The sequence below is a fragment of the Paenibacillus guangzhouensis genome, from assembly GCF_009363075.1.
Taxonomy (GTDB): domain Bacteria; phylum Bacillota; class Bacilli; order Paenibacillales; family Paenibacillaceae; genus Paenibacillus_K; species Paenibacillus_K guangzhouensis.
Window position 1 is genome coordinate 41,212 of the sequence record NZ_CP045293.1, and the last position, 22,066, is coordinate 63,277.

Consider the following 22,066-nt stretch of genomic DNA (forward strand, 5'->3'; position numbering starts at 1 on the left):
GCACGATTTGGATAAAAGTTACAAGATTAGAACGCCGTTTAGTGACCGACCAAAAACATCAATGCGGCAGCTTCTTTACGAGTCATCGCTTCCTTGGATCTATAATCGACCGAACCGTCGGATGACTTGATGATATCCGGACCATAAAGCTTCTGGGCGACGATGTTTTTGACCGCCTCCAATGCCCATTCGTCCGTTTCTCCGGACAGTAAAGCCTCTTGAGACGGCTTATCCATTATCGATAGGAATTTCCAGAGGATTACCGCCGCTTCTTGTCGTGTAATCCATCGGTTTGGCTCAAAACGATCCTTCGAGATGCCTTGAATTAAACCATATTGAGGTGAAGCGGCGGTCTCAATGAATTCCGCTCCAGGAACACCGTCAAGATCAATGAATTTGCCAGTAGGCTTATCTGCGGGAATCCCCAGCCATGTCATGAACTGCAGCACAAATTGTGCGCGGGTCATCGGCTTATCTGGTCCGAAGTTGCCTCCAGGTTCTCCGTTTACAACATGAAGTTGATGGAGTCCGTTAATATACTCGGCATACGGATGATGTTTTGGAACATCTGAGAAGGAATTTTTTTCAGGTCTTTTAACGGTAAACGCAATCGGATAAGTCTGAGAGTAGATGTAAGAGATCGCTCCGTCCGGTCCTTCTTTAAACGCTACCAGCGCTCCCGTCTCGTCCTCAAAGAGCAGGGAATCCACTTGCCGCAGTTTCTGCCTATATACAATGTTCCTCATCTCTAACGTTCCATCTTCAGCCGCATGGATTCTAGTAATGAGATAGTTCACGCGCAAATCGCTGTAAAGACCCTCGAAGCGGGTAAGTTCTTGCTTGCTGGGGTTCAGGTAGGTTCTTTGCTTTGTCTCTGATTTTGGAAAAAAGTGATCCATAAATGCTTTGAAAATCATACCGCGCAAGTCTGTATTTTTGTTGGCAACGATAAACCCTCCTACCTTCTGTTCGGGAAGCAACCACATCCAGGAGGAGAAATCCGGCGTATCACCAAGTTTTCCAATGACATATTGACCGTTATACGCTTGTTGGTATGCATACTCAAAGCCGAATGTCATAATCGGCAATTCCGGATGAATCGCCAATTGTACGCTTTGCATCGCTTGGATGGAACTCTTTTGTAACAAACGGGCATTCCCCAGCATGCCATTGTTCAAGTGAGCCATCATAAAACGAGCCATATCGCTGCCAGTCGTTACCATGCCTCCATGCGGCATATCATCGGGCTTCATGGTATATGGCTGAAATGGAAGGTTTGTACCGTTCTGCTCGATATAACCTGTAGCCAGCTTGGAGCGAAGTTGTTTATTTGGAACAAAGCTGCTGTTGGTCATTCCAAGAGGCTTGAGAATGTTGTCGTCGACGTATTGGTGAAACGGCTGTTTTGCGACCTGCTGGACAATTAATCCCTGTAGCATGGATGCCACATTGTCGTACTTATAGACTTCTCCTGGCGTATGGACGATGGTGGGCATATGTTGTTTGGTGTAATCATCCAACGATATATTTTGCTTGACATCGAAGGATAATCCTGGAGGATCAACCTTGTCGAATCCGGTTGTGTGTGTCAGCAGGTGCCTCATTGTGAGTGGAGAGGAGGTGTTGTTTTTCAATTGAATATCACCGAGATAAGATTGAACGTCTTGATCCAAATCAATTCTCCCTTGCTCTACAAGCTGCATGACTGCGGTTGCTGTAATCGACTTTGAGATCGAAGCAATACGAAATGCGGTATTTTCAGGATCGACTGGCGTTTTGCTCTCCAGATCGGCGAAGCCGTACCCTTTTTGGAGCAGTACCTTATCGTCTTTGACAACAACAAACATCGCTCCCGGTATGTTCAGTGCTTTCACATTTTCGCGTTCAAAGAACGCATCCGCAAAACGTTCTACTTCCTCCGAATTCAGAGTTACCGCAGGACTCGCACCTTGCGCCGCATAAGCGGACGATGCTGTAGAGAAAGCCAGGCAAGTTCCGATCCACACACTGCATAGCTTGGTCCAACCTCGTTTATTCTTTTTCATCGTACATCCTCCTTGTGTAGTAAGTGATACGATGTCATTCTACCGACCAATTCTTTCTCCAGACTTTGGTTAACCTTACATTTCCCATACAATGAGCTGCCAACCGCAAACATGCAAAAACGCCTAGCGGCGCCCTTACTCGGGTCAACGCTAGGCGTTCGTCCATGCTCTTAAGCCAAGTAAGCTCTGAGCATCCAAACCTGTTTCTCTAATGTGCCTTTGATGCCAAGCAGCATATCGGAGCTTGCTTCGTCTCCTGCTTCTTGGGCAACGTCCATGCCATGTGCCAGCTCGGTGATTACGGTCTCGAAATCACTCTTAACGGATGCGACCATTTCCTTCGCATTTTCTTTGCCTGTCGCTTCTTGGATGCTGGATACAGCTAAGTATTCTTTCATGGTAGCAAGCGGTGCTCCTTGAATGGTAAGGATACGTTCTGCGATATCATCGACGTAGGTTGCCGCTTCATTGTAGAACTCTTCGAATTTCTCATGCAGCGTGAAGAACTGATCACCTTTCACATACCAATGGTAGTTATGCAGTTTCACGAAGAGAACGTTCCAGTTCGCCAGTTGTTTATTTAAAACCTCAACGACTTGATTGTTAGATTGTGTCATGTGTAATCGCTCCTCTTTTGAATTAATTACTAGATTAGAATTATTCTAAATAACTTGTGAATTCATAATAACATAACTCGCGGGGTTTGGCTACCCCTATTCCAAAGTTTGTGGATTGGGCTTGATTTTGCCTTCCGCCATTTCCTTCTCCGCCTGTTGTCTGTGCGCTATACGGCTGCTTGCGGCAGCGGCGATGGCGCCAACGATATCATCCAAGAACGTATGGATCTGCCCATCATGCTTGTCATTGAGCTTCTCCAAAATCCCGGGTTTAAGCTTGTCCACGTAACCGTAATTCGTGAAGCCAATGCTTCCATATACATTCACGATCGAGAAGGCGAGAATTTCATCAACGCCGTAGAGGCTCTCATCATTGCGGACCATTTCTTGAAGCGGAGAGAGCAACTTGCCTTCTTCGGCAAGCATGTCGAGTTGAATGCCGGTCAGGACTGCGTTTTGTACCTCACGTTTGGATAGCACCATGTGGATATTCTCAATGCAGGTCTCCATCGTTAAGGTTGGGAAATATTTCTGTTGCAGGAATAGCACGAGTTCTCCGATTTGTTCGATCGTTACACCGCGCTCTGTAAGTAATCTCCTCGTAGCTTCGGCCACCTTGGTGCTGTCGAGGCTATAAGGTGTTGTGGAGTCTTCCATATGTTGTACACATCCCGACGATATTTTGAACACGTACTTATAGTATACGTGAACCGTTATTTTCATCCGTATGAAAAAATATACATCCAGTCATAAAAATTGGACAAAAAGTAGTTATATCGCGCAAGGAAGGCTCGTATACATGGTAGTACAAGTTACATTAAACCGTTTTAAGGAGGAAATCGTACATGCTTATCCACAAATGGCTTCGCAATTTGGCTCTTGGGGGACTTATTGCTGTACCTTTAACACTGTCGGGCTGCGGCCTATTTTCCAAAGAAGCCAGCGAGAAGATTGATGCACCCCCGGCTGACGTCGAAATGCAGATGATGAATGAATCGAACACCTTAAACGTCGTCAAGCCGACAACCACGAAACCACAGATCAAAAATGGACTAACCGTCTTCTTGAAGGACAACAGCGGCATGCTCGCTCCGATTACCCTCGATATTCAGCTTAAGAAAGGTGAGGATGCAGCGAAGCGGGCACTAGAAATGATGGTTGAAGACAATAAAGATAAGAAGCTGCTACCAGTCGGCTTTCAAGCAGTATTGCCTAAAGGTACGGTTGTGAAGAGCATTACACGTGATGCAGAGAAAAAACTCGCAACGGTGGAATTCTCCCAGCAGTTCGCGGACTATAATGTAACGGAAGAACGTAAAATTGTTGAAGCGGTCACTTGGGCGGTTACCAGTGATCCGAACATTCAAAGCGTTCAATTAAAGCTGGAAGGGCAGCCATTGCATGAGATGCCGGTGGATGGGCTGCCTATGGATGAGCCGATGACACGTGAAATGGGAATTAACCTTGAGAAATCCGATAACGTAACGTATATGAACTCGATGCCGGTTACGGTCTACTTCTCCGCAGTATCGCCTGACAATGTGCAATATTATGTGCCGGTCACACGTTTGATTGAACCATCGACAGATATTGCTGCTGCATCGTTGAAAGAGCTGATCGTCGGTCCGCTCAACTCGGATGCCCTTGAGCCTGTCATGACGCCGGAGATGAAAGTGAAGCAAATTGAGCAGACGAAGGATACGATTACCGTGGATCTGACGGATTCCATGTTCGAACCGAATCAGAAGACGCCAGCGGAAATGCTGCAAGCTGTAATTTTAACGCTTACCGAGAATACTACAGTGAAAAAGGTTCAAATTAAGATTAATGGCGAGACCAACGTTGTCGGCGACGATAACGAGAATTATGGCAAACCGGTGACGCGCCCATCCGTTGTGAACGGCATGAAAGCGTAAAAACGAACGAAATAGCTTGTACTAAGCCAAGGGGGATGCGAATCCCCCGCTTTTTGTCTTCACATTTAAGGCGCCAAAAGGTGCTTTTCCGAATTGTCTTTGGTAGAATAAGAAAGTTATGTTTATAACGAAATCAGGCAAGGGTCAAAATAGAGGAGGTTGCTACATGAGAATAAACGGACGAAAACAGGATCAGCTTCGGACGGTTTCCATTACGACAAATGCGAATAAATATGCAGAGGGCTCAGTCCTCATTGAATTTGGAGATACCAAGGTGATCTGTACGGCGACCGTCGATGAGAAGGTTCCTCCTTTTATGAAGGGGCAAGGCAAAGGTTGGATTACGGCGGAATACTCGATGCTGCCGCGTGCAACTCAGACACGGAACCAACGTGAATCAGCAAGAGGCAAACTGACAGGGCGCACGATGGAAATTCAGCGTCTAATTGGCCGCGCGCTGCGCTCCGTCGTGGATCTCCATGCGCTTGGCGAGCGCACCATTACACTCGATTGCGACGTGATTCAAGCAGATGGCGGTACGAGAACGACATCGATTACGGGATCCTTCGTTGCGATGGCGATAGCAGTCAACCGAATTGCGGAACAGCATAAATTAGCGAAATTCCCGATCACGGATTTTCTCGCATCGGTTAGTGTTGGAGTGATTCAGAATGAAGCGCTCCTCGACTTGAACTATGAGGAAGACTCCAAAGCGAAGGTCGATATGAACGTCGTGATGACAGGGAACGGTAAGTTTGTTGAGTTGCAGGGAACGGGGGAAGAAGCGCCATTTTCGCGCCAAGAGCTGAATCAATTGCTTGAACTTGGCGAAGTGGGCATTCTGGAGCTGATCGAAATCCAGAAATCCGCGCTTGGGCCTGTGATTTCTGCGAAGATTGAAGCTGTCGCTGCAGCGGTACGGGGGTAACGAACACCATGACACGCATTGCACAAGATACGATAATCGTTGCAACGAGAAATAAGGGGAAAGTGAAGGAATTCGCGCATGCTTTTGCAGCGATCGGCAAGCAAGTCAAGAGTATGTACGATTACCCGGATATTCCGGATGTAGTTGAAGATGGAGAGACGTTCTTCGCGAATTCTTATAAAAAAGCGAAGACGGTTGCGCTCGCACTTGGCGTTCCGGTCCTGGCGGATGATTCGGGTCTATGCGTGGATAAGTTAAATGGTGACCCTGGTGTCTATTCCGCAAGATATGCAGGTAAAGGCGCCACGGATCAAACGAATAACGAGAAGCTGCTGCGGGCGCTTGGCGAATTGACAGAGGGCGAGGACACAGAGCAATCGCTGCTCAGCCCTGCACAGTTCGTCTGCACGTTGGTGCTGTACGACCCGGATACGAATGAGCATGTGGAAGCATCTGGTCAAGTTGAGGGTTGGATTATGGCAGAACCACGTGGTCTTGGCGGGTTTGGCTATGATCCGTTGTTCTATCTGCCAGCATTCGAGAAGACGATGGGAGAGCTTACGGTCGAAGAGAAGCAATCCATTAGTCATCGGGGCAGAGCGCTGGAACAATTGCTTACGAAACTTGCGCAATAACACTAATCGTCAGCAAAAAAAGCTAACTTTACGGTATCCTCTACGAGGAACCGGAGGTTAGCTTTTTTTCATATCCATTACCGATTAAGCAGGATGGATTGGAGGCGACGCTTATTGATTTGATAGAGGGTATAGGAACGCAGCAGCTTTGTTTTTCTACGATCATGATGGTTGAAGATTCGAATATGGTAGTTGATATTGATCGTATCGGACCAATAGAACTTGTAGTCCTGGTCGCCGCTTAGAAAATCGATCTCGTTCACGTCTTGCGCAAGAAAATGCTTAATGACATGGTTCGAGAGGATGAGTCCGATCCCATATTTGGGATAGTCTTTGGACGTGGCTGACAGGTACAGGTATACTTTGTGCGCGTGCTTGATGGAGATCGCGATGGACTCAATGCAGCCATTGATCTCCAAGTAGGAGAAATGCACGCGGTTGCTCTCTGCAAGATAAGAGAGGATATTCCTCAGAAAAGCAGTCTCTCCAGGACGACGAAATAAACTATTCGGCCATCGCTGCTGATGGAGAACCGACAACCTGTCCCACAGCACATCCGAATAAGGGGCATCACTGACAATGCGGACGGTGTGCTCACGAGATAATTTGCGCTCCTTGCGTTCGATCTCTTTGATCTGGTTCTTATCTATTTTCATATTGGCATGAGGACCAAGCTTCAGATAAGGGGATACGGACAATTGCCGAGTCAATACTTCGAACGGCTCTCCTAATGTTTGTTCCACCAAGGTAGTGACCGGATTGCTCGATTGGAAGCTGTAGAGATCTATCCAATCCCATTCCACTTGATGGGTTGTGAAGGCTGTGGTTATATGCCTGAGCAGCTTGATATAGTGATATTCGCGGTGCATATAAAAGCTGTTGTTCTCGCCGGTCCCTGAGATGATGCACTTCAGCGAACGTACCTTGCGCCATTTGAGCTTCTGCGACACGATACATAGGGGGGCCAGCGCAACCCAGCGATCTTGATCAGTAACGACCACAATAAATAATTGTGCTGCGGGATTGTGCATATGCGTAAGATAGGCTTCCATCCATTCCCATGTCGCGAAAACTTCCGGCTGCTCCGTATGCTCAATTAGTTCTGTCCACTGCGCCTCATATTGCGACAAATCTTCCCTGCTCCGTATAACCATCGTTTCCATTCCCTCAACACCTCTAACGACAATATCTTCATACGTATGATAAATACTCGATGGATAAAAGGAATTCCTGCACCTCGCCTTGTTTCGACAAAAGTTCTGATTATCCGTCAAACAAGCATTTCGGCATAGAAAAACCAGCTAAATTGTCAAAGTCCGTAAGACAATGCAATTCGCTGGTTCAGGATTCGCAGGAATGAGTGCTATGTACGTTTTATCGCATTGGCGATCAATGCAGCATAAGCTTTGGAGCCTTGGATGGTTAGATGAACGCCGTCCTTGCTGAAATAACTGTCATGATGGCCGCTTGCAGCATACCAATCAATGAGGGTAACGTTCTGCATCGTGCTGGATACGTCTTGAAGCGCTTTGTTTACGAGGCGCTCCCATTTGCGCGGCACTCTTGCGTTCACAAGGTAGATGTGTTCGATCCCATCAAGAGATTGTAGGAATGTGACCAGTTGCTTTTTATTGAAATTCCCGTTCGTTCCTAGGCCAATAACGATCTTCTTGTCGAGCTGGTTATGCCGCGCCAGTTGATTCAATACATCGGTAGCTGTAGACATTTGGCGTCCAATCTCGGCATCGACTGCGATGCCGGGGAGCTGTTCTTCCAGGTAAGGCTTGCCGTCCAACATGACAGAATCTCCAATGGCGGTGACATCGCTCCACGCAGGCTTTTTATCATTTGATTTCGAAGTAGGCTGCACGGTTTCTGTATCCTTTGCCGATGTGCTGTCGATTTCTTCATTCGTCTGCTCATCTTGCGGCGTGCCCGCAGCATTCGGCATGGGGCTTGGCGGCAGTGGACCCAATAGATCTTCGGGACCGATCTCTGAAGCCATGAGATGCGTATCCGGCATGACTGACCCGGAAGTTGCGATCGTTGTTGTGCTGAACATGCCTACGCAGAAAATAATCCCGACGAGACACGAGCTTGCGGATAGTATCCATTGAGATCTGGAGATCCGGCGCCAGTGCCAATCTCTCTCCCGCATTTGTCGCCATTGTGCACGTATCGCTCCGCGACGGATGGGCTCCTCGATATATCGATAGGATAATGCAGCTAGAATCACACTGACGATAACTTGCGAGATGGCGAGCATAACATTAAATCCGTCCGTATCCACAGCTGGCTTCGTTAGTTCAATGACTGGAAAATGCCACAGGTAGATGCCGTAAGCACGAACACCGATCCATCGCAGCGGCTTCCAACTGAATAGTTGACTTAATAAGGTATCGGGCCGTAATAATGCAGCCATCAAGATGGCAGTTGTAAGCGCCACAGCTACGAGCCCGCCTTGATAAATATAATCTTCGAATTCGTTCATGGTACCGATCTGATAGAGCAGAATGAGCAGCGCCCCTCCACCGAGCAGATTCAGCAGTTTACGGCTCGAAGCCGTCTTGATTTGCGACCATTTGCCGCTTGGCAGGAGCATCGCGAGCACCCCGCCAATGAGGAGGCCGAATGCTCGGGTATCAGTTCCATAATATACGCGGCTCGGATCGTTCCCGGGCTCATACATCCATGCCATCGCGACCGCTGAGAAGAGGATGAGCAGTAGGGTAATCCCGACGAAATGTATGCGTTTGGGTGCATACCGCAAGCCAATGGCGAGGAGCAGTGGCCACAGAATGTAGAACTGCCCTTCCACAGCGAGTGACCAGAGATGAACGAAAGGATTCGGTACACCAAATCGATCAAAGTAGGATACCTCATGGAAAATAAGCCACCAGTTGTTGCCGTAGACCGTTGTTGCCAGCACATCCCCACGAAGTGTTCGCAGCAAGTTATGATCGGTTACGGTTATCCAAGCGACGATTGTAATCAGCATGACGGCTAATGCTGGAATTAATCGACGAAATCGTCGGAACCAGAATCGGCCAAGGTGGATCCGCCCAGCAGAGCGTTGTGTCAGGAGTATATCCGTAACCAGGTAACCGGAGAGTACGAAGAAGATATCGACACCGAGGAAGCCGGCTGGGACCCATGGAATATCCAAGTGATAAGCGATGACAGCCATCACAGCGAGAGCCCTTAATCCATCCAGTCCTGTGAAATAACGTTTCGTGCCAAGGGATGCGCTAGACATAGAGGACGACCTCACGATCCACGTTCATACGAAGCAGAAAATATCCTGCATCTAATCGATATATAGTCTGACGAGACTCGTCAGATAACTGTCTCTTGTTATGTATTGCATTCATACGGGCTTGCTTCACATCAATCCATCCTTCCTATCCTGCAGCATGATGAAATCCCCCCGTCCATGACAGACACGGGGGGATTTCATCATCGCAAGACAAACCGTCATCATGTTGTTTGTTCAATGTTGTTAAGTTGCTTAGGTATGTGTCCAAATGCCTGTTGGTATTTGACGAAATAGTGCCTTAAAAAGTTTCGTGGCACTGCATTTGCCACAGTTCAGACACAAATTTCGACCTCCATAGCTTATTCTAGGAACCTTTGTCGAAGCTATTGTGCCGTATTGCGTTTTGGAATAGCTTAAAAGAGTAGAAAAGACGAATAAATGAATTAATCCATCATGATTGAGATTGTAATAATCATTTTTTATTTATGGGAGGATTTTGTTGTGAAAGGAATATTTCGAAGAATTTTGTTGACTACATTCGTCGCAACGACATTGTATGCGGGAGCTTGTTTCCCATTAATTCCGCTTATGGAAGGAACAGCGCATGCGGAGGTCGTCACGTCGGATTATGCGGCATATTTCGCTTTTGATAACAATTATACAGATCAGTCGACAAGTCAGACGACGGCAAAGCCAACTGGGAATCCAAGCTTCGTGGTTTGAAGAATTGGCAAAGCGCTCTGGCTGAATTCGACGAGTCAAGCGCGTCAGTTCGTGAACCTGGGCAAGCCAAGCCAGCTTCAATTCGGGACAGGCAGCTTCACTATTGCCTTCTGGATGAAATCACCTGGCGTAACGTCAGATCCACCGGTTATTTCCAATAAGAACTGGGTGAGCGGAAGTAATACTGGCTATGTGTTAGCGCTTAAGGATGATAAGTCATTGCTCTGGAACTACAAGACAGCCGTGGGGAATCGTGCGGATGCGCGCATTTCGTCTGTAGCAGATGGGAAATGGCATCATATCGTTGTCTCGCATAACCGTGCTACAGGTCGCGCTGATTTCTATAAGGATGGCTCACCTGTAACATTGACCTCTGTATCCGGCGCGCCCCTCTATCAAGGAATCGCGAGCAGCATTGATATTAGTGCGCGGACAGGAACGATTGATTCCGGGCTATCGACGATGATTGGGAACGACGGGACAGGCGCTTATGCAGAAGCTCCGAATTTCAACCTGTATATCGATGATCAAGAACGTGGGTACGATTGTCGATGCACTGGCGCAAGCAAATCTTGCGGATGATACGCTTATTGTCCTTCTGCCTGATCATGGCGGCGGCACGGAGAATGCGAACGGCACATTAGACAGCTCGACTTCGCACGGACAGGATTCGCCGCTTGCGACGACAATATTCTTCGCAGCCAAGGGCAAGACCGTTGCGAATAATGGGAACCAAGAGAAAGTCATTCAAGGCGGGGCAACAAAAGATCTTGCGCAGACGGTATTATCGGCGCTTGGGGTTCAGACAACAATCGGCGATTCGAACGTGATACCGAAAATGTTCGTCGAGCAGAAGGATCAGAATCGAGCGAACGTTGGGACGTTGAAATTAACGAAGGTGACTGCCAAGGGGACAGGCGAGATGAAGGGGTACGAGCTGTCTGTGAGCGGGCTGCCAGTCGAAGCGCAAGCAGCCGACATTGTCTTGAGAACAGACCAGCTTACCGTATCGACTGTACAGCCATTGCAGCCTGGGGTTCGGGTGCTGCGGAGCGACTCATCGAATGGAGCGATCCATATCGTACTTACGGCCAGCCAAGGCATCCAAGCCGATAAGCCGTTGGTGAAGCTTATCGTGGAGGGGGCCTCTGCTGCCAGCTCGGCTGCATTGTCCCAAGCCGTGATCGCGGATGCGCAAGGCAGAGAGACGCTGCCGAATTTCGCGACGGGTGCGAAGGAAGATGACGGTACGCCGCCTGTGACGGGACTCGCAACTTCGCTAAGTGGTGCGGTTACCATTCAGTCTGGTGCGGAATATAAATTAACGTTTTGCCTTCAAAATGTTACAAACAGTGTCTATGCACAAGATATTGCGGTACAGTACGATCCTGCAGCCTTTGACTTCGTGTCAGCCTTACCAGCAAAGGATACGCTCAGCATCGTTGAGAAGAAGAACGACGGTGCAGGCCATCTTCGGTTGATCGTAGCCAGCCAAGGCGCAACAAATGGCGTATCTGGCACACAACCCGTCATACAACTTGTGTTCAAAGCGAAGGACACAACAGTCACGAAGCAGGTAACATTTACCGTTCAGCAAGCCACCCTTGCCAATGAAGAAGGCATGGAGTTAAGTGCTGCGGCCTCCACGCTGCTTGCCCAGGTGATTCCGCAAATTGTAGGCAAACCGGGCGACATGAACAATGACGGCAAATACTCCATCGGTGACCTTGCGATCATCGCAGCGAATTATGGTAAGACATCGGCGAGTCCGGATTGGAGCAAAATTGCGATTGGCGATATCGATCATAACAATGTCATTGATATTGATGATCTCGCTTGGGTTGCGAATAAAATTCTTAACTAATCAAGAATGAAAAGACGCCTGCGGATGAAATGTCGCAGGCGTCTTCTTGTGCTATCGTATACTGACTTTATACTGCCGCAGCCAAGTGTCCACTTGAATCAGGTAAGCGAATAATTGCGGGCCACTCATGAGTTGACCGAACCATGGAATGTTCGATTTAGCTTCATCCGAGGCAGCCAGCTCGCGCAGCTTCTTCACATTGATGAGCGGGAGCAGAGGGGAGGACGGATCATCGACGATTTCGAGGAACCATCGTTTGACTGCGGTGAGATAGTTCGGATTATGCGTTTTCGGATAAGGGCTTTTCTTACGTGTGATCACATCGTCCGGGACAATGCCGTGCAGCGCTTTGCGAAGAATGCCTTTCTCTCTGTCGCCAGCGGCTTTAATCTCCCACGGAATATTCCAGACATATTGAACAAGGCGGTGATCACAGAACGGGACGCGAACTTCAAGTCCGACGCCCATACTCATGCGATCTTTCCGATCGAGCAGGGTCGGCATGAAGCGGGTAATATTCAGATAGGACATCGTGCGCATCTTGCGCTGCTGCTCTGTCTCGCCTTGGAGATGCGGGACTTCCGCAATTGCTTGGCTGTATCGGTCACCAAGGTATGGGAGCGGTTCGATCCAGTCATGAATTTCAGGCGAGAGCAGATCCGCGCGCCAACTCGAGGCGAGTGACCAAGGGAAGGTCCCAGCATTCAACGCTTCTTCGCGATGGAACCATGGATAACCGCCGAAAATTTCATCCGCCGCCTCGCCGGAGACGGCTACGGTGATTTCTTTTTTAATTTCCTGGCAGAATAAGTATAACGATGCGTCGACATCCGCCATACCGGGTAAATCTCTTGCCTTCATCGCGGGGAGCAGCGCATCGACTACTTCAGGGGTATCGAATTGAATCCAATGATGTTTCGTACCGAGATGTTCGCTCATCCTCCGGATCCAAGGAGCGTCAGCATTCGGCTGAAAGGTATTTGCGGTAAAATATTTGTCATTGTCGACGTAGTCCACCGAAAATGTAGCCAGCGTGCCTTTGCCCATCCGATTATTGTAGAGGACAGCAAGGGCAGTCAAGGCGCTTGAATCTAGACCGCCTGATAGGAGCGTGCCAATCGGAACATCGGAGACGAGCTGCCGCTCAAGGGTATCCTGCAGCAATTCCCGGACGCGTGTGGCGGTTGCATCCACATCATCTTCATGCGGAATCGCTTCGAGCTTCCAATAGACCGAAATATGCGATCCATGATGATCATAGATAAGGCAGTGTCCCGGACGAAGCTCAGAGAGCTGGCTATATACACCATGTCCTGGTGTTCTTGCGGGTCCGACGATGAAGATCTCCGCTAGCCCTTCGGCACGCACCACGGGTTCAATCGTTGGATGCGCGAGGATTGCCTTCGGTTCAGAACCGAAGAGGAACATGCCGTTCACTTCGGCATAGAAGAGCGGCTTCACGCCCAGACGATCGCGCGCCATGAAGAGATGCTGCTCCCGCTCATTCCAGATCGCAAAGGCGAATATGCCATTGAACCGATCTAGACATGCTGGTCCCCATTCGATATAAGAGACGAGAAGGACTTCGGTATCGCATGACGTCTGGAATGTATGTCCCCGAGACTCCAGTTCTTTGCGCAGCTCCAATGTATTGTATAATTCGCCGTTATAGACAAGGGCATATCGATCATCTCCGGTTGTTCGAATCATCGGCTGGGCCCCGTTCTCTGGATCGATGACGCTTAGTCGTCGATGCCCAAGGGCACAGGAGCCGGAAATCCACGTACCGGATGCGTCAGGACCGCGTTCCGACAAGGTTTCCGTCATATTTTCTAGAATGGTCGAATCCTGCGTGAGATCTTTTTGCCAGTTGATCCAACCTGTAATTCCGCACATCTTCGCTCATCTCCTTCGTGATGAAAATTCATTTTTGTTATGTCAGGTTTTTTCCGGCGACTCAGGAATGTTTCTAGGTATATGCGTCCCTGTAGAATAAAATGTATGTCCGTAAGGATACCCTATGAAAATTGGGGCGGAGGCGAATTTCGCTCGCACCAAGGTGGGAGGTGTGACGAGTGGCTGAGAAGTTTAAGAAGAACAAGGGTAATAAATTCGCGAATCAGGCGGAATTTGCAAGTGAAGTGGTGGCTAAGAATGTGAAGCAAGAAGCTCAGAACAATCCCAAAGACAGAATTTAATTGAAGTACACAGATGAAAACCGGCTTACCCGTACGTAGGGGAGCTGGTTTTTTTAATGTGCAAGACAGACACCACATGCCCAGACCACGAGTAGGATGATTCGAGTACACAGATGAAGGAGAGGGACGTACATGACAGACACGCTTCCTCCACTCGAGGATTCATCCGCGCTGCTGGAGAGATTGGGCAGGCGATACTTATTATTAAATTCAGTGAATGAAGCGGGCGTTCCGCAGCGTCCGCATTGTACTTTCCTCATCCGTAGCACGCGTCAAGACTGGACGGAAGCCAGTATTGCAGAGATTAAATCGATGAAAAAGGCGACGGATCAGCTGTTTGTGGTTCCGACAGCCTCTCATTTAGCTAATGGTCCGTATAGCATCGGCTTCCGCATCGGCGTGGATAGCTTGAACAGCGCGCTGTTGCAAGCAACAGGAGAATTTGTTGTCGTCGTACAAGATCGAATTCGTCTCTCGCCACAGTGGTTAGATCGGATGATGTGGCCTTTTCTTGATGATGAGCGCATTGGTATGACAGCCCCTTGTTCCATCTTAGAGCGAAATCAGGCAAGACGAGCGCCATGGATTGATTCGGAAGCTGCGCTGCATGCCTATGCACGCGAACAACATGAGGCTGCATGCGGCGTCTTGCTGGGTGCAGGGTGGGTATCTGGCTGCTGTGCAATCATTCGTCGCAGCAGCTTGGAGCATGTCGGCGGTGTAGATGATCGAATTCAGCATGAAGAGCTGCAGTTCGTAGACTGGTGCTTACGAATACGCGGGCAAGGGTACAGCATCCATTATTGTATGGATGTCTATGTGCATGCTTTGTTCGACACCTTGGATCGGTATCGTGTTGAAGATACCGGATCACAGAAGGTGTGGGAATATTTTTGCCGGAAATGGGAGATCCCAGCGCTTGTGGAGTCTGGGCAAGAATACTGGGGGCATATCGAGCAGATGGCCTCTCATCAACTACGGCAACAGCCGATGCTGCTGTTGGATCACGTGGGGGCTGAACAACCGCTCGTGACTTGCCTCTTCAGCGTTCGTCCAGATATAGATGAAGTTGCGGAGACAGCTTGGCTCGAAGCTCTCGCCGAACAATCTTATCCTCATACCGAGTGGATTGTGATCCGGGAAATTGTTGCTGGAGATATGGGAAAGGCCGAGGAGAGATATGGCATATTCTGTAAATATCCGGCGATGACCGCATACGTTGTCGTGCGGGCTGGGGATACCACCGGGGCAGCGGTTCAAGCTGCGTGCAGGTTGGCTCGTGGTCGCTATATCGTTAAGCTGGATATGGAAGAAGCCTACCCCAGTTATTATCTCGCGAATTGGGTTCATCAACGGTTCATAGAAGGCGGGTGATTAGGGATGAGGATCGAAGTGACGGTGTTCAGTGAAGAAGTTATAGGTCGCGGGGGCGATGCTGCGGATGCTGCGGATGCTGCGGATGCTGTACATTTATCCCGTCTGATTGGTCTGCTGCCGGAGGGATCACACTGGTCTCACTGGCAGGATACGAATCTGAAGGACCAGACGCCAGGTGAAGAGACGGAACAGAAGCAGGTCGCCATTGTGACCGATCCGATGCTCTTCCAGCAGGTTCGAAGGATGAAACCGGATCATATCATTGCCATGTTATCGCCTTGTCCGAGCGGTGTCCAGCAGGAGGAATGGTCGCTAATGCGTCAGCTGCTCTGCGCCTATGCAGATATGGTCTGCTCGGCCTCCGAGCGAATCTATCTGGAAGAATGCTTCAGGCGGGACGGCGTTTTCTATTTACATCGCAGCACAATGATGTCATATGGCATGGGGAAGGACATGAATGGAGAAGTCATCTACTTGCGGGATGACGAGCTGATCTGGAAGCAGGCCGTTGAGCTTATGCTCGATGGCGGTGAATATATGCCGCTTATGGCCCAGCAGTGGCAATGTCGACAAGCCTGGTATGAAGCGATGCAGCGGAAGTCGAGTCCGCATGAGCTCATTCACTTCATGCAGGCTTCCTATGCGTATTTGCTGCATGAAGACGATGCCGCTAAGGCATGGATTCAGAAGGCATGTGATGTGGCTGGCATCCGGACGGCTACCGAGCAAATTAGTCCTTATTATCATTTTCTGGCAGCGATCGCAGCTCGGAGGGGGCATGTTGCAGAAGCGCTTCATTATTATGAAGCGATGGCGCACTTGCCGCAAGAGCGTGGTCACTATGAACAGCTCGCAGCATTCTATGCACAAGGAGAAATGACCCTCCTTCGCGCGCAGGTGCTGCGGTTGAATGAGGATCACAAGTATGTGACCGATTTGATCCGCGGTTCACGATAGAAGGAGCAGCATCGGAAAGGTATAGGTCAGCGGGAATGCTGCCCGTGTATCGTGGTCGGCTGCCATTTGAGCCGTTAGGGAGACAAGGGCCGCATCAGGTACGGCGGAGGTTGTCATCGCAGCGGCTTCCCGTAGCCACAGATAGGACAAGCCCCATACTTTGCCTGCTGAAGCCAATGCGGCGAATGTTAAGAGTTCCGTGTGTTCTGGCGAGGACTGTCTAGCTTTTCTAGCGTTGTACAGATGACATAACTCTTGAAGTACGTGGGGTGGTGCTTGCATGAGGCCAAACACAAGGGATAACGGCAGTGCTGGTAAGGGTTCGGGTTGTTGCATTCGGTTCGATACGAGCCGCAGGAGAGAAGACCATGCCGAGATTTGAGTGGTCATCTGGAGACATTGCAGCCATTCGGCGGAATGCGCAATCGGTTGATTCCATTCATGTTCTTGGATATCAGAGGATAACAGAGTTTTAACGGCATGGGTCCATCGTGGCCCGATAGCTTCGAGGCACTGCCAAATCTGTGCCATTTCTTCCTTCGTGAAGTCCATAAGGCACTGCTGCAGAACAGCATATTGCAGGACGAGGGGATCTGCTGCTGCGCCATTGTTCGCCATTTCCTTCAACACCTGTAAGCCCTGCGTTTCTCCTCTCTGTAAGGCTGCAATGACGCGGAATAGCGTAGCGTGCGACGGAGCTATGCCTGCCTGTAACACCTTGGCTTCGAAACGATCGATGAATGCAAGCAGAACTTCAGGCTGTCTAACGTTCAGCATAACGGGCAGTAAGTTGTGCCAACACTGCGCAGACATTGAAGCAGTTGGTGAACCATCGAGAAATGCAGGAAGCTCGGCAAGACGCTCCGATGCAGCGAGCAAGGTAACATATCGCAGCCAAGCGATGGGCTGTGCTGCAGGATAGCGCAGGGCGGCTTCGTAATGCAGCACAGCGGTCGCGAAATCAAGCCTTTGCTCACAGACAAGGGCTGCGGAGAGGTGTGTACGATATGTTCCCGTACCTGCTATTGTCGTATATCGCCGTCCTGCAGGTCCGATAGCAAGGGCTTGCTGCAGCGCCTCATAAGCGGCTGTTAAATCGCCTTGCGCCGTGAATAACTGTGCCTGAAGCTCCCATAAATCCGTAAAGTCAGGGAAGAAGTGAAGCGCTTGGTCAACTAATGTTCGCGCCTCCATGTATTCACCAGTTTCGCGGGAAGCATAGATCGTTTTAAGCCACAGATCCGATGCATAGCCGACATCCAGCGGAATTGCTTCCAATAAGGGCACAAATACACGTAGTGCTTCCTCGTAGCGTTCCTGCTGGAAATATTCCGTACCGAGGGCATAGCTCAGTTGCAATTGATTCGGGTACAGCTGCAGCGCCTTTTGGATTATGCTCAGATTCCGTTCATTTTTATGTTTCCGTTCAATGACTTCCGGTAAATAGCCATAGTGCAGAATGCGCAGGTCCGTGAATGGCACATGTCCTACTTGTTCAGCTTGGATACTCTCGTATACTTCTTCGTGGATGAGTCCGCGGAATCGGATACGAGGATCGTTACGGAACAGCCTGCATACGGCGTCTGTAGCATAACTAGGCTCGGGTGCAAGATGATAGAAGTTCACGAGCTGGAGAGACCAGCCTGCGACATCGTCGTGACTCATGAGTAGCCGCAGTTGTTCCGGCGTCCAATCATCGCAACGCTCATCGGCGTCGAGAACAAGAATCCAAGGTGCCGTCGCAACGGATAGCCCGATATTCCGCATGGCTGCAAAATCGTCAAGCCAGTCCGTCTCGATAAGCTGAGCGCCGTATTGTCTTGCAATCTCCTGTGTCCCATCCGTTGAGCCTGTATCGACGATAATGATCTCTGAGACCAGCCCTTGTACCGATTGGAGGCAAGCGTCCAAGTGCATCGCTTCATTTTTCGTGATCATGCAGAGGGAAAGGGGGAGTGAGGACATCAGGACCAACCTCCTAACGGGAGAAATGGAAGGGATAAGCGTGTGCTGCGCAGCAGCCTGTCATTGGGAGAGTCCGCTTGAAGCTCGGCAAGGCGAGCATCGGCCCACTGCAATAAGACAACAGCAACTGCAGAAGAAGTGGATGGTTCTTCCGAACGGCGGAAGACATTGAGCTGCTGAAATGCAGCAGTTCGATTCCCGCAGCTGTACTGCTCGATCATCGATAGAATTTCTGATGCAGGTGGATATGGCCGTATGTTGTGCAAGGACGGCGTTCGTAGCGCCTCGTAACAACCTTCGGATGCGAGAAGATCCCGAATCGGTTGCACGTCCACAGCAGGGAAGCATTCCTGCAGCTGCACGATATACTTCGCAAGACCTGTCGGCTCCTTCGCGCACTTGAATAATCGAACGACGCGCTGCAGAGGAAGGATCCAGCTCGGGTGCCGCTCGAGTGCCTGCGTGAACCAGTGAATGGCCTGAATATCATTGTACAGATCCTCATAGCACTGTCCGAGTGCATAGCAAGTTAAGTATGTTCCCGTACCGGATTCCGAATGAAAATGGACGGGAGGCGGACCAAGCGTTAGTGCTTCAAGCAGTACCTGTACCGCTTGTTCCGGTCTGCCCGTAAGCCGAAGACAAGTGGCTTTCTGTTCACGGAGATCGGTGTAATCGGGGTATTGGGTGATGCCTTCATCGCATACCGCGATCGCTTCCGACCAGCTCTGCAGCTGAATGCGGCAGAGAATGATATATTTAAGCACGAGATGATAATAACTCGTTAGGTCGTTCAGCTGACTGCGGGCTTGCTGTAGGAGATCAAGCGCGGGATGAAAAGCTCCAGATCGCATATGCTCCACAGCGAGGTTGAACTTAAGGAATGGATTCTGAGGATCTTCGGCTAACGCTTCAGTAAGTAGAGATGAATTTCGTTGTACCTTATTTTTGCCTACGACCTGTTCTTTGAGATACCCGTAATGGTGAATGATGACCTCTGTCATTTGGAATACGGCATCCGGGTTATGCTGCGTGATGGATGTTGTGATCTGTTCATGGATGCGGCCAGAGAATCGATGTTCAGGCCGATTTCGGAACATGCGAATAATTGGATTTCGAACGATCGAATCGTCTGCCGGGTTGTTGCTGCTATGATTCCAGACGTGCAGGAAGAAGCCTTCTGGCAGGTGGTGCTGCGCATAGTTGCGAAGCAGCGCATGGGAATCTTCATCTAGTCGTTCATCGGCATCGAGGAAGAGAATCCAAGAACCGGTGGCGTGCATCAGCGCAACATTTCGTGCATCTGCAAAATCATCATGCCACGCATGCTGGATGACGATGGCGCCGAATTGCTCTGCGATTAGGACTGTCTCATCGGTCGAGCCTGTATCGACAATGATAATCTCGTCTACGCTTCGAGATGCGCTCTCGAGACAGGCGGGGAGTGAGGCGGCTTCATTTTTAACAATCATGCATAAGGAGATGGTAGAGTTTCCTGTGGTCAGAGCATTGTTCGTAGGCTGTGCCATTTGTTCTCCTCCTCTATTCCATCCATTCGGCTTTGCGCTGACGGACCCGCTCGGTATGGTCCGGATCGACCTTCGTTCGCCACGGTAACCGTTCAAGGAGATGGATGCTGTTTTGCAATTTGGCGATATGTTCAGGAACACCCTTGGCATGAGGGTTGTGTCCCATCGTATCGTGAGCGGATTGCAGCGATAGCTGTAGATAACAGAAAGCTGCGGCCGTCTTGGCATCTAAGTGATCAGGATGATCTTCGATAAGACCTTCAAGGAGGCCAGCGGCTTGCCAATAATGCTGTTTTCGCAGCAGAATTTGCGCGAGCATGAACAACCCTTCGGTGTCTAGACATTGATGCTCCATCGCGTGAAGGAAGCCTTCAGCCGATTTCTGGATGTAGCCGCTGAGGAATAGGATCTTCGCATAGATCAATTCAGGCGATGGTTGCGGCGGCGCATCTTTCAACGTAATGAAGCAGCGGGCAAGCTCGAATTGCTGATATCGAACCGCGAGCTCTGCGAGCTGACGGATGATGGTATGGAGCGGGGGATCTTCAGACGGCGCTAAGTCGGAAGACGTTGGTTCCGCTGGGGATAGACCGTATATGTGAAGCTGTTCTATGATCTCTGTACGCGTCTGAGGAAAACCTGAAACGACCCAAGTGCAGAATGCGATTCGTAATACAATCTGTTGTTTCTCCTCTACCATCGTCGCTAGTTCGAGTAGTTCAGTCAGACATCGACGTGCCGTGAGGTGCAATCCCAAATGAATCAGGGCGTCGGCATAATAGAATCGGAGTACTGGATGTTCGCGGTAATGCGATCTACATTGTTGTTCGAGCAAGGGATACGCTCCCATCTTGCGTAAGATTCGTGCGATTAGGATATAGTCCTCGGATTGCTGCGGTGGGGCAGTGGCACACATGTGACTCCATATTTCTTCATCCGGGACTTGCAACTGCTGGAGCGTTTCAACGAGTCCACTCCATGCGGGTTCATACTTGGGCGACAAACTTAACGCTTGAGTGTAGAGCTGGACGGCGTCTGTGAATTGCAATGAGCGCCTGGATAGATCGCCCATCGCCGTTATGGAGCGCGTTCGAATACCTGATTCAGATACATAGATGTTGGTTGTCTGCATGGCGGCTTGCTGGTAAGCGAGATAGGCTTCTTCCCACCGTCCCTGCGACTCGAATACCATGCCGTACAGCGCATGCAGATCGGCATATTCGGAATAGCGGGTCAGTTCAGCATCCAGCAGCTGGGCGGCCTCTTCGATTCTCTCCAACTCGATATAAATTTTCGTTAGATCCCGGATTAGCGTCGAGCGATAAGGGGATTGTGGCGGGGCAATGGCGAGTGAACGATGGAACCAGTCTACAGCTTGGGGAAGGTCTCCTTCCTGGCAAGAAGTCACACCAAGATGGTAGAGATAGAAAGGGTCATCTGGCGATTCTTGCAGCGCTAGTTCCAGTATTCTGCGATTGCGTGCGACCTTCTCTTGCTGCTGTAAGAATTGAGGCAAATACCCGTCATGTTGGATGCGCATCGTGGATGGAGCGATGACAGCGTCTGGATGATGAGCGAGAATGGAAGGTCCAATCTGCTCATGGATTCTTCCTTGATAACGTGTTGTCTGTTGATTGCGGAACAATCGGATGGAAGGGTGCGTAATCCGTTGATTGCCCGAAGAATCAAGGACACTCTCGATGAAGAACTCATACGCTTCGATGGATGTATCTTCTTGCTCCTCAATGAGTCTGCGAACGGTCCCCAGCGAACAGAGCAGCTGCTCGTCGGCATCTAAGGTGAGGATCCAGTCGGTCGTAGCCGCCTCGAGCCCGGCATTCCGCGCGGCTGCGAAATCATCGATCCAGGGGAAATCGATGAGCGTTGCGCCATATTGCGCTGCGATGAGTTTGGTATGATCCGTAGAACCTGTGTCTACAAGGATCAGTTCATCGGCTCCTTCGACGGATTGGAGACAGTTGGGTAACGTATCTGCTTCATTACGAACGATGAGATGTACACCTAGACTTAGGGGCATGCGGTTTCCTCCTCCATT

The 22,066-nt window shown here is 49.8% G+C and carries 19 protein-coding genes; 9 read left to right on the top strand and 10 right to left on the bottom strand.

Features of this window, described 5'->3' with window-relative positions; translation table 11 throughout:
- Positions 1–38: 38 nt before the first annotated feature.
- From GCU39_RS00205 to GCU39_RS00215, 3 genes are all read right to left on the bottom strand, one after another.
- Complete coding sequence (locus GCU39_RS00205) at positions 39–2,045, bottom strand: serine hydrolase domain-containing protein (RefSeq protein ID WP_227793393.1); 2,007 nt, start codon at positions 2,043–2,045, stop codon at positions 39–41.
- A 170-nt stretch (positions 2,046–2,215) separates the two neighbouring features.
- On the bottom strand, positions 2,216–2,662 hold the full coding sequence (locus tag GCU39_RS00210; protein ID WP_152391651.1) for a Dps family protein: 447 nt from the start codon (positions 2,660–2,662) through the stop codon (positions 2,216–2,218).
- A 96-nt stretch (positions 2,663–2,758) separates the two neighbouring features.
- Complete coding sequence (locus tag GCU39_RS00215; RefSeq protein ID WP_152391652.1) at positions 2,759–3,319, bottom strand: phosphatidylglycerophosphatase A family protein; 561 nt, start codon at positions 3,317–3,319, stop codon at positions 2,759–2,761.
- A gap of 188 nt (positions 3,320–3,507) precedes the next feature.
- On the opposite strand from GCU39_RS00215, the gene GCU39_RS00220 reads away from it, so the two are divergent.
- From GCU39_RS00220 to GCU39_RS00230, 3 genes are all read left to right on the top strand, one after another.
- Positions 3,508–4,578, top strand: coding sequence for a GerMN domain-containing protein (locus GCU39_RS00220; RefSeq protein WP_152391653.1), 1,071 nt, complete (start codon positions 3,508–3,510; stop codon positions 4,576–4,578).
- A gap of 166 nt (positions 4,579–4,744) precedes the next feature.
- Positions 4,745–5,506: a ribonuclease PH gene (gene rph, locus GCU39_RS00225; RefSeq protein WP_152391654.1), complete on the top strand. Its 762-nt coding sequence runs from the start codon at positions 4,745–4,747 to the stop codon at positions 5,504–5,506.
- An 8-nt stretch (positions 5,507–5,514) separates the two neighbouring features.
- Positions 5,515–6,141 carry an XTP/dITP diphosphatase gene (locus GCU39_RS00230; RefSeq protein ID WP_152391655.1) on the top strand — a complete coding sequence of 209 codons (627 nt, stop codon included), beginning with the start codon at positions 5,515–5,517 and terminating at the stop codon, positions 6,139–6,141.
- 77 nt (positions 6,142–6,218) lie between these two features.
- Here the strand turns inward: GCU39_RS00230 and GCU39_RS00235 are convergent, their stop codons facing one another.
- The 3 genes from GCU39_RS00235 to GCU39_RS32160 form a co-directional block, all read right to left on the bottom strand.
- Positions 6,219–7,304, bottom strand: coding sequence for a GNAT family N-acetyltransferase (locus GCU39_RS00235; RefSeq protein ID WP_152391656.1), 1,086 nt, complete (start codon positions 7,302–7,304; stop codon positions 6,219–6,221).
- A gap of 200 nt (positions 7,305–7,504) precedes the next feature.
- Positions 7,505–9,397 carry an acyltransferase family protein gene (locus GCU39_RS00240; RefSeq protein WP_152391657.1) on the bottom strand — a complete coding sequence of 631 codons (1,893 nt, stop codon included), beginning with the start codon at positions 9,395–9,397 and terminating at the stop codon, positions 7,505–7,507.
- Positions 9,390–9,512, bottom strand: a complete 123-nt coding sequence (locus GCU39_RS32160) for a hypothetical protein (RefSeq protein WP_265333423.1) — start codon at positions 9,510–9,512, stop codon at positions 9,390–9,392. The genes GCU39_RS00240 and GCU39_RS32160 overlap by 8 nt, the downstream gene beginning before the upstream one ends.
- A gap of 386 nt (positions 9,513–9,898) precedes the next feature.
- Here GCU39_RS32160 and GCU39_RS00245 point away from each other — a divergent pair, with 386 nt between their 5' ends.
- From GCU39_RS00245 to GCU39_RS00255, 3 genes are read left to right on the top strand one after another with little or no spacing between them, the layout of a single operon-like run.
- On the top strand, positions 9,899–10,120 hold the full coding sequence (locus tag GCU39_RS00245; protein WP_152391658.1) for a hypothetical protein: 222 nt from the start codon (positions 9,899–9,901) through the stop codon (positions 10,118–10,120).
- A gap of 51 nt (positions 10,121–10,171) precedes the next feature.
- Positions 10,172–10,702 (top strand): LamG domain-containing protein, encoded by a 531-nt coding sequence (locus GCU39_RS00250; RefSeq protein ID WP_193726704.1) that lies wholly within the window; start codon positions 10,172–10,174, stop codon positions 10,700–10,702.
- A complete protein-coding gene (locus GCU39_RS00255) occupies positions 10,644–11,984 on the top strand; it encodes a cohesin domain-containing protein (protein WP_152391660.1) in 1,341 nt (446 codons plus the stop codon). The genes GCU39_RS00250 and GCU39_RS00255 overlap by 59 nt, the downstream gene beginning before the upstream one ends.
- Positions 11,985–12,035: 51 nt before the next feature.
- Here the strand turns inward: GCU39_RS00255 and asnB are convergent, their stop codons facing one another.
- On the bottom strand, positions 12,036–13,880 hold the full coding sequence (asnB, locus tag GCU39_RS00260; RefSeq protein ID WP_152391661.1) for an asparagine synthase (glutamine-hydrolyzing): 1,845 nt from the start codon (positions 13,878–13,880) through the stop codon (positions 12,036–12,038).
- A 179-nt stretch (positions 13,881–14,059) separates the two neighbouring features.
- Between asnB and GCU39_RS32165 the strand changes: the two genes are divergently transcribed.
- The 3 genes from GCU39_RS32165 (at position 14,060) to GCU39_RS00270 (ending at position 16,516) form a co-directional block, all read left to right on the top strand.
- The gene (locus tag GCU39_RS32165) at positions 14,060–14,182 is read left to right on the top strand and encodes a hypothetical protein (protein ID WP_018756980.1); all 123 of its coding nucleotides are present in this window, start codon (positions 14,060–14,062) and stop codon (positions 14,180–14,182) included.
- Positions 14,183–14,314: 132 nt separating this feature from the next.
- Positions 14,315–15,556: a glycosyltransferase family protein gene (locus GCU39_RS00265; RefSeq protein ID WP_152391662.1), complete on the top strand. Its 1,242-nt coding sequence runs from the start codon at positions 14,315–14,317 to the stop codon at positions 15,554–15,556.
- A gap of 6 nt (positions 15,557–15,562) precedes the next feature.
- Positions 15,563–16,516: a hypothetical protein gene (locus tag GCU39_RS00270; protein ID WP_152391663.1), complete on the top strand. Its 954-nt coding sequence runs from the start codon at positions 15,563–15,565 to the stop codon at positions 16,514–16,516.
- On the opposite strand, the gene GCU39_RS00275 is transcribed toward GCU39_RS00270, so the two are convergent.
- From GCU39_RS00275 to GCU39_RS00285, 3 genes are read right to left on the bottom strand one after another with little or no spacing between them, the layout of a single operon-like run.
- On the bottom strand, positions 16,508–18,454 hold the full coding sequence (locus GCU39_RS00275) for a tetratricopeptide repeat-containing glycosyltransferase family 2 protein (RefSeq protein ID WP_193726705.1): 1,947 nt from the start codon (positions 18,452–18,454) through the stop codon (positions 16,508–16,510). The two genes, GCU39_RS00270 and GCU39_RS00275, sit on opposite strands and share 9 nt — an antisense overlap.
- Before the next feature lie 26 nt (positions 18,455–18,480).
- The gene (locus GCU39_RS00280; RefSeq protein ID WP_193726706.1) at positions 18,481–20,010 is read right to left on the bottom strand and encodes a tetratricopeptide repeat-containing glycosyltransferase family 2 protein; all 1,530 of its coding nucleotides are present in this window, start codon (positions 20,008–20,010) and stop codon (positions 18,481–18,483) included.
- A gap of 13 nt (positions 20,011–20,023) precedes the next feature.
- A complete protein-coding gene (locus tag GCU39_RS00285; RefSeq protein WP_193726707.1) occupies positions 20,024–22,048 on the bottom strand; it encodes a TPR domain-containing glycosyltransferase in 2,025 nt (674 codons plus the stop codon).
- Between the last annotated feature and the right edge of the window lie 18 nt (positions 22,049–22,066).

Coding starts and splice junctions, on each gene's coding strand:
- GCU39_RS32160 (WP_265333423.1), bottom strand. CDS start 9,512: ATGAATGCAATACATAACAAGAGACAGTTATCTGACGAGTCTCGTCAG.
- GCU39_RS00215 (WP_152391652.1), bottom strand. CDS start 3,319: ATGGAAGACTCCACAACACCTTATAGCCTCGACAGCACCAAGGTGGCC.
- GCU39_RS00285 (WP_193726707.1), bottom strand. CDS start 22,048: ATGCCCCTAAGTCTAGGTGTACATCTCATCGTTCGTAATGAAGCAGAT.
- GCU39_RS00230 (WP_152391655.1), top strand. CDS start 5,515: ATGACACGCATTGCACAAGATACGATAATCGTTGCAACGAGAAATAAG.
- rph (WP_152391654.1), top strand. CDS start 4,745: ATGAGAATAAACGGACGAAAACAGGATCAGCTTCGGACGGTTTCCATT.
- GCU39_RS00210 (WP_152391651.1), bottom strand. CDS start 2,662: ATGACACAATCTAACAATCAAGTCGTTGAGGTTTTAAATAAACAACTG.
- GCU39_RS00280 (WP_193726706.1), bottom strand. CDS start 20,010: ATGGCACAGCCTACGAACAATGCTCTGACCACAGGAAACTCTACCATC.
- GCU39_RS00220 (WP_152391653.1), top strand. CDS start 3,508: ATGCTTATCCACAAATGGCTTCGCAATTTGGCTCTTGGGGGACTTATT.
- GCU39_RS00205 (WP_227793393.1), bottom strand. CDS start 2,045: ATGAAAAAGAATAAACGAGGTTGGACCAAGCTATGCAGTGTGTGGATC.
- GCU39_RS00255 (WP_152391660.1), top strand. CDS start 10,644: ATGATCAAGAACGTGGGTACGATTGTCGATGCACTGGCGCAAGCAAAT.
- GCU39_RS00240 (WP_152391657.1), bottom strand. CDS start 9,397: ATGTCTAGCGCATCCCTTGGCACGAAACGTTATTTCACAGGACTGGAT.
- asnB (WP_152391661.1), bottom strand. CDS start 13,880: ATGTGCGGAATTACAGGTTGGATCAACTGGCAAAAAGATCTCACGCAG.
- GCU39_RS00270 (WP_152391663.1), top strand. CDS start 15,563: ATGAGGATCGAAGTGACGGTGTTCAGTGAAGAAGTTATAGGTCGCGGG.
- GCU39_RS00235 (WP_152391656.1), bottom strand. CDS start 7,304: ATGGAAACGATGGTTATACGGAGCAGGGAAGATTTGTCGCAATATGAG.
- GCU39_RS00265 (WP_152391662.1), top strand. CDS start 14,315: ATGACAGACACGCTTCCTCCACTCGAGGATTCATCCGCGCTGCTGGAG.
- GCU39_RS00275 (WP_193726705.1), bottom strand. CDS start 18,454: ATGATCACGAAAAATGAAGCGATGCACTTGGACGCTTGCCTCCAATCG.